Origin of the sequence: Streptomyces sp. NPDC057616 (assembly GCF_042800575.1) — a bacterium.
GTDB lineage: Bacteria > Actinomycetota > Actinomycetes > Streptomycetales > Streptomycetaceae > Streptomyces.
In genome coordinates this window covers 112701-124181 of the sequence record NZ_JBHVGU010000014.1, presented here as the reverse complement: position 1 = coordinate 124181, position 11481 = coordinate 112701, and the positions used below count along the sequence as shown (strand labels likewise).

Genomic DNA, 11481 nt, shown 5'->3' with positions numbered 1-11481 from the left:
AGGGAGAGGGAAAGGGGGGGGGGGGGGGGGGGGGGGGGGGGTGGGGGGGGGGGGGGGGGGGGGGGGGGGGGGGGGGGGGGGGGGGGGGGGGGGGGGGGGGCGGGGGCGGGGCCACCCCCCCCCCCCCGGGCCCTGACTCACGTACAGAACAGCCCTCGTACGATCAGAGCACCCTCACCTGGAGCTTCCCAATGAAGACGATCGACGAACTCCTCGCCGAAGGAGTGGCCGGCAAGCGGGTCTTCGTCCGCGCCGACCTCAACGTGCCGCTGGACGGCACCACCATCACCGACGACGGCCGCATCCGCGCCGTGCTGCCCACCGTCAAGGCCCTCGTGGAGGCGGACGCCAAGGTCGTCGTCGCCTCGCACCTCGGCCGCCCCAAGGGTGCGCCGGACCCGGCCTTCTCGCTGCTGCCCGCGGCGGAGCGGCTCGGTGAACTCCTGGGCGCGCCCGTGGCGTTCGCCCAGGACACCGTGGGCCCCGCCGCGCACGACGCCGTGGACGGCCTGCAGCCGGGCCAGGTCGCGGTCATCGAGAACCTGCGCTTCAACGCCGGGGAGACCTCCAAGGACGACATCGAGCGCGGTGAGTTCGCGGACCGCCTCGCCGCCCTCGCGGACGTCTACGTCGGCGACGGCTTCGGCGCGGTGCACCGCAAGCACGCCTCCGTGTTCGACCTGCCGGCCCGCCTGCCGCACTACGCCGGCTACCTCATCGCCACCGAGGTCGGCGTCCTGAAGAAGCTCACCGACGAGGTCCGGCGGCCCTACGTGGTCGCGCTCGGCGGCGCCAAGGTCTCCGACAAGCTCGCCGTCATCGACGAGCTGCTCGGCCGGGCCGACCGCATCCTCATCGGCGGCGGCATGGCGTACACCTTCCTCAAGGCCAAGGGCTACGAGGTCGGCGCGTCCCTGCTCCAGGAGGACCAGATCCCGGCGGTCCTGGAGTACATCGAGCGGGCCGAGAAGTCCGGCGTCGAGCTGGTCCTGCCGGTCGACGCCGTGGTCGCCCCCGGGTTCCCGGACCTGAAGGCCAAGGCTCCGACCGACGCCACCACCGTCGCCGCCGACGCCATCCCCGCCGACCGGATGGGCCTGGACATCGGCCCGGCGTCCGGCAAGCTGTACGCCTCGAAGATCACCGACGCCGCCACCGTCTTCTGGAACGGCCCGATGGGCGTCTTCGAGCACCCCGACTACGCCGAGGGCACCAAGGCGGTCGCCCAGGCCCTCCTCGACTCCCCGGCCTTCACGGTCGTCGGCGGCGGCGACTCCGCCGCGGCCGTCCGCCTCCTGGGCTTCGACGAGACCGCATTCGGCCACATCTCGACCGGCGGCGGCGCCTCCCTCGAATACCTCGAGGGCAAGACGCTCCCCGGCCTCGCCGCACTGGAGGACTGAACCGCATGAGCACGCGCACGCCGATCATGGCGGGCAACTGGAAGATGAACCTCAACCACCTCGAGGCCATCGCGCACGTCCAGAAGCTCGCCTTCGCCCTCGCGGACAAGGACTACGAGGCCGTCGAGGTCGCGGTCCTGCCGCCCTTCACCGACCTGCGCTCCGTGCAGACGCTGGTCGACGGCGACAAGCTGAAGATCAAGTACGGCGCCCAGGACATCTCGGCGCACGACTCCGGTGCCTACACCGGCGAGATCTCCGGCCCGATGCTGTCCAAGCTGAAGTGCACCTACGTGGTGATCGGTCACTCCGAGCGCCGGCAGTACCACAACGAGTCCGACGAGCAGGTGAACGCCAAGGTCAAGGCCGCCTACAAGCACGGTCTGACCCCGATCCTGTGCGTCGGCGAGGAGCTCGAGGTGCGGGACGCGGGCAACCACGTGACGCACACGCTCGCCCAGGTCGAGGGCGGTCTGAAGGACCTCCCGGCCGAGCAGGCCGAGTCCGTCGTGATCGCCTACGAGCCGGTGTGGGCCATCGGCACCGGCAAGGTCTGCGGCGCCGAGGACGCGCAGGAGGTCTGCGCCGCCGTCCGCGGCAAGATCGCCGAGCTGTACGACCAGGAGCTGGCCGACAAGGTGCGCATCCAGTACGGCGGCTCCGTGAAGTCGGGCAACGTCGCCGAGATCATGGCCCAGGCCGACATCGACGGCGCCCTGGTCGGCGGCGCCTCGCTGGACGCGGACGAGTTCGTCAAGATCGTGCGCTTCCGCGACCAGTGACACGAGCTGGGAGTATGCGGTAGCGGCGATACGTCGTACCCTTGCGGGGGCACAGCTCTGTGGCTGTGCCCCCGTCGTTCATCCGAATCCGAGAGAGTTGGTCCAGCCGTGGTTTTGGGGTTCTCGATCGCCCTGATCGTCTTCAGCCTGCTGCTGATGCTGCTGGTGCTGATGCACAAGGGGAAGGGCGGCGGTCTCTCCGACATGTTCGGTGGCGGCATGCAGTCGTCCGTGGGCGGCTCCTCGGTCGCCGAGCGGAACCTGGACCGCATCACCGTCGTGATCGGTCTGCTGTGGTTCGCGTGCATTGTCGTACTCGGCATCCTCATGAAGACGAACAGCTGAGCAGCAATACACACACAGCACCCGCATTCCGCACGTAAGGCCCCATGTTCGGTACGCGCAGCTGAGCGCGGCCTATCATGGGGCTTGCGTCTGGGTACGGAGGTTGTAACTCCAATCACTGGACGCGCGTTGGGCCTTACGTAGACTGAGGCGCTCGCAACGAAGCGAAACGCCGACTCGCTTCGCGGCACCATCACGCAGGGAGTTACGACCGTGGCAAGTGGCAACGCGATCCGAGGAAGCCGGGTCGGGGCGGGGCCGATGGGCGAGGCCGAGCGCGGCGAGTCCGCGCCGCGTCTGCGCATCTCCTTCTGGTGCTCCAACGGGCACGAGACGCAGCCCAGCTTCGCCAGCGACGCGCAGGTTCCCGAGACCTGGGACTGCCCGCGCTGCGGCTTCCCGGCCGGACAGGACCGGGACAACCCGCCGGACCCGCCGCGCACCGAGCCCTACAAGACGCACCTCGCGTACGTCAGGGAGCGGCGCAGCGATGCGGACGGCGAGGCCATCCTCGCCGAGGCGCTCGCCAAACTGCGGGGCGAGATCTAGGACTTGAGAACCGGCCGGGTACCGAGGGGTGCCTGGCCGGAGCTGTTTCGTGCCCGGTCGAGGGGCGCACGGGGCGCGACACGCCCGGCCCGCTCGCCGCAGCGCATCCTCGTCATGTCCGGCCCCGTGCCGACACCTGCCCGCAAGCCGGACGTACCTGTTGTTGTGCCGGACGACGACGCCTAGACGGCTCGCGTCCCGCGCTGATCAATTAGGTTGGAATCGCTGGACAGGGACGAAAGAAGGCTGAAGTCGGACATGAACGCAGACGGCCGTACCAGGCTCAACCAGACGCCCGAGTGGACCGCGCTGGCGGAGCACCGTGAGGAGCTCGCCGGCACCGGTCTGCGGGAGCTCTTCGCCGCCGACCCGGACCGCGGCTCCGCCTGGTCACTGCAGGTGGGCGACCTGTACGTCGACTACTCCAAGCACCTCGCCACCGACGAGACCCTGCGGCTGCTGCGCGAGCTGGCCGCAGCCACGGACGTCTTCGGCCTCAGGGACGCCATGTTCCGCGGCGAGAAGATCAACACGACCGAGGACCGCGCCGTGCTGCACACCGCGCTGCGCGCCCCGCGCGACGCGGTGATCGAGGTCGACGGGGAGAACGTCGTCCCGGGTGTGCACGCCGTGCTCGACAAGATGGCCGGCTTCGCCGACCGGGTCCGCTCCGGCGACTGGACCGGCCACACCGGCAAGCGCATCAAGAACATCGTCAACATCGGCATCGGCGGCTCCGACCTCGGCCCGGCCATGGCCTACGAGGTGCTGCGCAGCTTCACCGACCGCGGTCTCACCGTCCGCTTCGTGTCCAACGTCGACGGCGCCGACCTGCACGAGGCCACCCGCGACCTGGACGCGGACCAGACGCTGTTCATCATCGCCTCCAAGACCTTCACCACCATCGAGACGATCACCAACGCCACCTCGGCGCGCGAGTGGCTGCTCGGCGAGCTGAAGGCGGACCAGGAGGCCGTCGCCAAGCACTTCGTGGCGCTGTCGACCAACGCCGGCAAGGTCACCGAGTTCGGTATCGACCCTGACAACATGTTCGAGTTCTGGGACTGGGTCGGCGGGCGGTACTCCTTCGACTCGGCGATCGGACTGTCGCTGATGATCGCCGTCGGACCGGACCGCTTCCGCGAGATGCTCGACGGGTTCCGGCTCGTGGACGAGCACTTCAGGACCGCGCCCGCCGAGTCCAACGTGCCGCTGCTATTGGGTCTGTTGGGCATCTGGTACGGCAACTTCCACGACGCCCAGTCCCATGCGGTGCTGCCGTACAGCCACTACCTGTCGAAGTTCACGGCGTATCTGCAGCAGCTCGACATGGAGTCCAACGGCAAGTACGTCGGCCGTGACGGGCGCGAGGTCGACTGGCAGACCGGGCCGGTGGTGTGGGGCACACCGGGCACCAACGGACAGCACGCGTACTACCAACTCATCCACCAGGGAACGAAGTTGATCCCGGCGGACTTCATCGGGTTCGCCGAGCCGGTCGCCGAGCTGAGCGGGACGCTGAAGGCGCAGCACGACCTGCTGATGGCCAACTTCTTCGCCCAGACGCAGGCGCTGGCCTTCGGCAAGACGCCGGAGGAGGTGCGGGCCGAGGGCGTGCCGGAGGAGCTGGTGCCGCACAAGACCTTCAAGGGCGACCACCCGACGACGACCATCCTCGCCCGCGAGCTGACGCCGTCCGTGCTCGGCCAGCTGATCGCGCTGTACGAGCACAAGGTGTTCGTGCAGGGCGCCGTGTGGAACATCGACTCCTTCGACCAGTGGGGCGTCGAGCTCGGCAAGGTGCTGGCCAAGCGGGTCGAGCCCGCGCTGACCGAGGGTGCGCAGGTGCCGGGTCTGGACGGGTCCAGCAAGGCGCTGGTCGCCAAGTACCGGGAGCTGCGCGGCCGTTCGTGACCCGACGGGTGGGGGAGTGGGGCGGCGCGTGACCGTCCGTTTCCCGTAGACTCCTCCGGGCGATCATGAACACGACCGCTCGGGGGAGCACAACGTGATGAGCACGCACGGGAGTTGGCTCAGCGAGAGGCTGACCGCCCGGACCTTTCTGAAGCCCCATCATGTGGCGCGGGCGGTGTTCCACCCGGCGTGGATCCCCGAGGCGGTCGATCCGTCGGTGGAGCAGCTCAAGCGCGTACGGGTCATCGCCGGAGCGGTCGCGGCGCTCGGCGTCTACACCTTCGTCCAGGGCGGGTTCGCCTTCGACGAGATGCTGGACAACGCGGCGACCGCCTCCGCCGTCCTGTTCTTCATCACCCCGCTCACGGTCGGCGTGATGCTCTACGTCTGGCGGCGCGGCGGCACGGTGTGGCAGCTGAAGGCACCACTCGTCAACGCCTTCAAGCTGCTGCTGCTCTTCATCGGCTCGGTCCTGACGACCGTGCTGATCTTCCGGCTGGGCGATGTCTTCGGGATCCTGCCGAAACTCGTGCTGAGCCTCGCCGGGCTCTGGCTGGCGTTCTTCGTGATCGCGGGCGCGGTCCGGCTCACCGGGAACTTCTTCGGCACGGCCGCCGTGCACCGCGGGCTGCCGCCGCTGCTCGCCACCGTGACGACCTGGCTGATGGCCGTCCCGGACCTTGTCACGGGGGACCTGCACGGCCTGAGCCTCACGCTGGGGATCCTCTTCATCCTGGGCGCGCCCGTGACGGTCACCGCGATCGCCCTGCTGGAGCTGCGCAGACTCAGGCGGCGCCACGGCATCCGCCTCACGGCCCACCCGGCCGTGCTGCCGCCGGTCACACCACCGCCACCGCCGTACGCTCCGCAGGGTCCCGGCGGTTTCCTGCCGCCGCAGGGCCATCCGTACGGGCCTTCGCAGGGCCATCCGTACGGCCATCCTTACGGCACGCCTCCGCCGTACAACCCGCGTAATCCGTACGGCGGTTGACGGGCCCGGCCGTCGCGGTCAGGTCGCCGCGCTGAGGGTGTCCGCGAGGCGCCGGCGGGCCGCGCGGGCCGCCGGCAGGGCGGCCAGGGCGGTCGCGCCCAGCACCGCCGCCAGACCGAACAGCACCAGCAGGACCGGCGAGGGACTCTGCGCGATCCCCGCCCCGATGCCGCTCGATCTGCCCTGGGCGTCGATCAGCCAGCGCGCGAGGGGCGTGCCCAGGGCCGTGCCGACGAGGACGGCGGCCAGGGCGGTGCAGCCGGTGGCCGTGACGGTGATTCCGGTGATCTGGCGCGGGGACAGGCCGATGGCCTTCAGGGCGAGCAGGTCGCGCTCGCCCTCGCGGACGGTGCCGCCGATCGCCGTCAGCAGTTCGATGAGCCCGATGAGGGCGAGGACGACGATCAGTCCGACGACCACCGAGCGCAGCGGCGAGAGCCCGTCGGCCGGGTTGGTCACGGCGTGCACGTCCAGGTGCCCGTGCCCGGCAGCGGTCAGCCGGGCGGCGACCTCGTGCGGGTCGGCTCCCGGGCGCAGGCGGACCTGGTAGAGGGTGGGGGAGAGGTGCGGGTCGTTCTCGCGCAGGGTGTCGAGCGAGGTGGAGATGACCCGGCCGGCGTTCTCCGGCTCGATGCTGCGGCCCACGATGTGCAGGATCTGCGGCTGGTCGCCGACCGTCATCCGCACCCAGTCGCCGACCCGGACGTCCAGCAGGTCTAGGAGCCCCTGCCCGGCCACGGCCTCGTCGGAGCCGCGCGCGGGACGGCCCTGGGCCAGGGTGTACGGATACGGGTCGCGGCCGGTGCCGAGGCCGCGCAGCGCGATCGTGGCCGTCTGGCCGGGGACCAGGGCGGCCACCTCGACGCCGGGGTAGGCGGCGGCGACCTGCGGATCGCGTTCCAGCAGCGCGCGGGTCGCGCGGTCGCCGAGGCCGGTGTCGGGGTGAGCGCTGAGAGCGGCGGGCAGTCCGATCCGCTCGGGACTGGCGTGGAACCGGTCGATGGTCGTCCAGGCGCTCATCGCCACGACGATCAGCAGCAGCGGCAGCGCCAGCCGCGCGACCGTCGCCAGCGACCGCAGCCGCCGTACGTACGTCGTGTGCCAGCCCAGCACGAGCGCGGGCGGCACCCCGAGCCCGAGCGCCCGCCGCGCCATCGCGGGCAGCCGGCCGGCGGAGGATCCCGGCGCGCGCCGTGCGGCGGCCGACGGCACCTGGTCCGCCGCACGTGCGGACCGGCCACCGGCGGCCCGCCTCACGATCCCCACCGGCCCGCGTCCGGCCGCGGCGGCGGGCCCGGTGTCGGGTGGGCGTTCCGCCGTGCGCGGTATCCGGTCCTCGTCGGTGGCGTGAGGCCGGGGATCGGGTAGGCGCCGTGTCACGGTCGGCGGTCTGTCGGCCTCCGCGACCGCGACCGCGGTCGGGGAGGCGGACGCCTGTACTGCCGTCCTCGGCTTCCGTGCCCCGTCCGCGGCGTCACGTCGACGGCCGGCCGCCTGAAGTGCCGAACCGGCCCGCCTGCCGGCCCCCGCCACCGCGGGGCGGCCACGCGGCGTGTCCGGAAGCCCGCGTCGTCCCGCCCCGTCCGGTCCCGCGAGGAGAGAGCCGAGCGCCCGCCTCGCGACTCCCGGCAGCCCGTCGCCTCCGGCCGTCGCGGGCCGGGTCACCGGCACCGGCGGCACCTGCCCGGCGCGCCAGGCCGCGAGGCCCGTGGTCGCGCCGATGAACAGGACGGCGCCGACGGGGATCGCGAACAGCGCCACCGTGTGGCCGGGCAGGCCCTGCCAGACGCCGAGGGCGTCGCCGAGGCGGCCGGGGAGGCGGCTGCCCAGCGCCTGGGTGAGCGCCGCCGCCCCGACCGCGCCCAGGACGGCGTAGGCGATGTGCTGGAAGAGGAAGACGCGGACCACCTGGCCCGGGGTGAAGCCGATCGCCTTCAGGACCGAGATGTCGCGCAGGTGGCCGCGGATGCGGGTGGCGATCGCGCCGTGCACGGCGAGGCCGGCGGCGACCAGGGCGCCCAGCCCGAACAGGCCGAGCACCTGGCCGAGCAGCCGGTTGTCGCCCTGCGCCTCGGCCCGGGCCTGCTGCCAGGTGGAGACCTCGCCGATGGCGCCGGCGCCCAGGACCGTGACGGCGCGCTGGACGGCGTAGCCGGTGTCGTCGGGGTCGGTCAGGCGCAGGCCGATGACCTGGCCGTTCGCGCGGGACACGGCGGACGGGAGCGCCCAGACGAGCCCCGGCTGCTCGCCGGCGCGGTAGCGCGGCTCGGCACTGTCGGCGACGCCGACGACGGTCACGGACCGCGCCGTGCCCGGCAGGGTCAGCGTGTCGCCGGGTTCGGCCAGCAGCGCGCGGGCGAGGCGGGTCTCCAGGACCACGCCGTCGGGGGTGGCGGTGTCCAGCCAGTGGCCGGAGGTGAGCAGCGGGCGGCCATCGGGGGAGCGCTCGGGCGTGGCGCGCAGCTCGACCGAGGCGCGGGTGCCGCGTGAGGCGAGCGTCGTCGACATGGTGGCGTAGGGACCGGCGACGGAGTCCACGCCGTCCAGGTCCGCCAGCTTGCCCACCGGGGCGGACACGGAGGTGTGGATCCACACGTCCTGCGCGCCGCGCTCCTGGGTGAAGATCCGCTGCCAGGGATTGGTGGCGTAGCCGAACAGGGCCGTCGCCAGCAGCAGCGACGCCACGATCCCGGCGGTGGCGAGGACGAGGAACAGCGCCTCGCCGCGATGCGTCCGCAGATCGGAGTGCGCCCAGCGCAACGTCGCTCGCACGGCGCCTCAGCCCTTCCCGGGGTGGTCGTACACCCGCATGTCAGTCCCTGAGCTCCAGCACGCCCGATATCCCGCTGCCGCGGGCCGGCCTGCCGTCCAGAGCGGCGTCGTCGGCTATGCGCCCGTCGAAGAAGCTGATCACCCGGTCCGCGGCGCTCGCCAGCCGGGCGTCATGGGTGACCAGCACGATCGTCTGGCCGCGCTGGTGGAAGCGGGACAGCAGCCGCATCACCTCGCGGGTGCCCTTGCTGTCCAGGCTGCCCGCGGGCTCGTCGGCCAGCAGCAGCGGCGGATGGTTGACCAGCGCCCGGGCCAGCGCGACCCGCTGCTGCTCGCCGCCGGACAGCTCGCCCGGCATGCTCCGCTCCTTGCCCGCGAGTCCCAGCTCGGCCAGCAGCTCCTCGCGTCCGGCGCGCGCCTGCCGGGGCGCGACCCCGGCGAGCAGCGCGGGCAGCTCGACGTTGTCGGCGACCGAGAGGTTGGAGACCAGGTTGAAGAACTGGAAGACGATCCCGATGCGCTTCCTGCGCTCCACCGCCCAGCGGGCCTCGCTCCAGGTGTCCGTGGGCGCGCCGTCCAGCCGGATGCTGCCGGCGTCCGGCCGCTGGAGCCCGCCCAGCAGGTGCAGCAGCGTCGACTTGCCGGCGCCGGACGGGCCGGTGACGGCCACGAACTCGCCCTGCCGCACGCAGAGGTCGACACCGCGCACGGCATACGCCGGCGCGCCTTCGCCGTAGTGCGTCCTGACCAGGCCCTCGGCCTGCAGCACGGGAGCGGGACCGTCGCTCACTCCAGCTCCTCCAGCTCTTCCTGGCACCGTTCCAGCCAGTCGAGGTCGGCCTGGAGGTGCAGCATCGCGCCCTCGATCAGCAGGTGCGCGACGCGGTTGTCCCGGTTCTCGGCGGCGGCCAGTTTCGACAGGTTGCGCATGGTGTTGAGGTACTGCCGCCGCTGTTGGTTGATGAGGGCGATCTGGTCGGCGAGACCGGTCTGCGGTGCGAGCGCCAGCTTCATGAAGAACTCGTCCCGCACCCGCGGCTCGTCCTCGGGCTCCTCGAACCAGGCGCGGAGCGCTTCCCGCCCGGATTCGGTGAGGTGGTAGACCTTTTTGTTGGGCCGGCTCGACTGCTCGACGTCCTCGCCCTCGATCAGCCCCTGCTTCTCGAGGCGGCCGAGGGTCACGTAGATCTGGCCGACGTTCGGCTGAGGGTACGCGGACCCCAGCAGTTGCTCAAGGTCCTGCTTGAGCTCGTACCCGTGCGCCGGACCGCGCGCTAGAAGAGCCAGGAGGGGCAGGCGCACTCTTCCCCTCCTCCAAGTCTGCGCAATGTGCTCCAGGCCCTAGTATCGCCCATACCTAACAGGTATACATGGCCTCTGACTCCGGGCGAAGGTGCACGGGGCCGGTGTGCAAGGAGGAACCTATGCGGTGGATGCATGCCGCGGGTAGGGGCCTCCTCGTTCTCGTCGTGGTCATGACCGGTTACCTCGCCTCCGGCGTCCATGCCGACGAGGGCCCCGCGGACGGCCGCGGGCCCCTGACGCTCGCCACCGCCGGGGACCTCACCGACTATCTCGGCCCCCTGCTCGAAGGCTGGAACCGCACCCACCCCGGCGAGAGGGTCACCCTCGTCGAGCTGCCGGACTCCGCCGACGAGACGCACGCCCAGATGGCCACCGACCTGCGCGGCGGGGACCGCAGCCGGTTCGACGTCCTCAACATCGACGTCAGCTGGACCTCGGAGTTCGCGGCGGCCGGCTGGATCCGCCCGCTGCCCCGCGACCGATTCCCGCTGGGGACCTTCCTGAAGCCGGTCGTCAGCACCGCGGAGTACGACGGCCGCCTGTACGCCGTCCCGTACGTCACCAACGCGGGCCTGCTCCTCTACCGCAAGGACATCCTCGCCAAGGAGGGCGTCCCGCCGCCGCGCACCTGGGCCGAGCTGGAACGGGACGCGAAGACCATCGCCCCGAAGTACGGACTCGACGGCTACGCGGGCCAGTTCCTGCCGTACGAGGGGCTGACCGTCAACGCGGCCGAGGCCGTCTACTCGGCCGGCGGCAGCATCCTCGGCGACGAGGGCGCGCGGGTCACCGTCAACTCGGCCGCCGCCCGCGAGGGCATCGGCTTCCTCGCCCGGGGTGTGCGCGAGGGCTGGATCCCGAGGAAGGCGCTGACGTTCAAGGAGGAGGAGTCCAAGCAGGACTTCCGGGACGGAAAGCTGCTCTTCCTGCGCAACTGGCCCTACGCCTACGCCGTTTCCTCGGCCAAGGGCTCCCCGGTCGCCGGGAAGATCGGCGCCGTGCCGCTCCCCGGCCCGCACGGACCCGGCAGGAGCGTCCTCGGCGGCTCCAACCTGGCCGTCAACACCCATGCCCGGCACCCGGATTCGGCCGCGCGCCTGATCGCCTACCTCACCAGCGCGCCGGTCCAGCGCCAGGTCCTCACCCGCGGCGCGCTGCCGCCGGTCCGGGCCGCGCTGTACCAGGACCCCGATCTGGTACGGCAGTTCCCCTACCTGCCGACCCTGCGCGCGAGTGTGCGCTCGGCCGCGCCGCGCCCCCAGAGCCCGCGCTACGGCCAGGTCAGCCTGGTGGTGCAGGCGGTCGTGCAGGACGCGCTGACCGGGCACGAGACGCCCGCCGCGGCCGTGCGGCGACTGGCGCGGGAGCTGGCCGCGATCCCTGGTCGCTAGTTACATGTTAAGTAACGCCCCGATCTCTC

The 11481-nt window shown here is 71.8% G+C and carries 10 protein-coding genes; 7 read left to right on the top strand and 3 right to left on the bottom strand.

Annotation, left to right across the window (positions count from 1 at the left end; genetic code table 11):
• Positions 1-191: 191 nt before the first annotated feature.
• The 6 genes from ACFU97_RS19465 (at position 192) to ACFU97_RS19440 (ending at position 5984) form a co-directional block, all read left to right on the top strand.
• Positions 192-1403: a phosphoglycerate kinase gene (locus ACFU97_RS19465; RefSeq protein WP_384257874.1), complete on the top strand. Its 1212-nt coding sequence runs from the start codon at positions 192-194 to the stop codon at positions 1401-1403.
• Between the two features lie 5 nt (positions 1404-1408).
• On the top strand, positions 1409-2185 hold the full coding sequence (tpiA, locus tag ACFU97_RS19460) for a triose-phosphate isomerase (protein WP_384257872.1): 777 nt from the start codon (positions 1409-1411) through the stop codon (positions 2183-2185).
• A 114-nt stretch (positions 2186-2299) separates the two neighbouring features.
• Complete coding sequence (gene secG, locus ACFU97_RS19455; RefSeq protein ID WP_207228689.1) at positions 2300-2530, top strand: preprotein translocase subunit SecG; 231 nt, start codon at positions 2300-2302, stop codon at positions 2528-2530.
• Positions 2531-2743: 213 nt separating this feature from the next.
• Entirely contained in the window at positions 2744-3079 is a 336-nt protein-coding gene (locus ACFU97_RS19450; RefSeq protein ID WP_003976875.1) for an RNA polymerase-binding protein RbpA, read from the top strand.
• Between the two features lie 258 nt (positions 3080-3337).
• Positions 3338-4993, top strand: a complete 1656-nt coding sequence (pgi, locus tag ACFU97_RS19445; RefSeq protein ID WP_384257870.1) for a glucose-6-phosphate isomerase — start codon at positions 3338-3340, stop codon at positions 4991-4993.
• Positions 4994-5087: 94 nt separating this feature from the next.
• Positions 5088-5984, top strand: a complete 897-nt coding sequence (locus tag ACFU97_RS19440) for a hypothetical protein (RefSeq protein ID WP_384257867.1) — start codon at positions 5088-5090, stop codon at positions 5982-5984.
• 18 nt (positions 5985-6002) lie between these two features.
• On the opposite strand, the gene ACFU97_RS19435 is transcribed toward ACFU97_RS19440, so the two are convergent.
• From ACFU97_RS19435 to ACFU97_RS19425, 3 genes are read right to left on the bottom strand one after another with little or no spacing between them, the layout of a single operon-like run.
• Positions 6003-8756, bottom strand: a complete 2754-nt coding sequence (locus ACFU97_RS19435) for an FtsX-like permease family protein (protein ID WP_384257865.1) — start codon at positions 8754-8756, stop codon at positions 6003-6005.
• A 40-nt stretch (positions 8757-8796) separates the two neighbouring features.
• Complete coding sequence (locus ACFU97_RS19430) at positions 8797-9546, bottom strand: ABC transporter ATP-binding protein (protein WP_384257862.1); 750 nt, start codon at positions 9544-9546, stop codon at positions 8797-8799.
• Positions 9543-10058, bottom strand: a complete 516-nt coding sequence (locus ACFU97_RS19425; RefSeq protein ID WP_384257860.1) for a PadR family transcriptional regulator — start codon at positions 10056-10058, stop codon at positions 9543-9545. Before ACFU97_RS19425 ends, ACFU97_RS19430 begins: the two co-directional genes overlap by 4 nt.
• A 122-nt stretch (positions 10059-10180) precedes the next feature.
• Between ACFU97_RS19425 and ACFU97_RS19420 the strand changes: the two genes are divergently transcribed.
• Positions 10181-11452, top strand: coding sequence for an ABC transporter substrate-binding protein (locus ACFU97_RS19420; RefSeq protein WP_384257857.1), 1272 nt, complete (start codon positions 10181-10183; stop codon positions 11450-11452).
• Positions 11453-11481 lie beyond the last annotated feature (29 nt).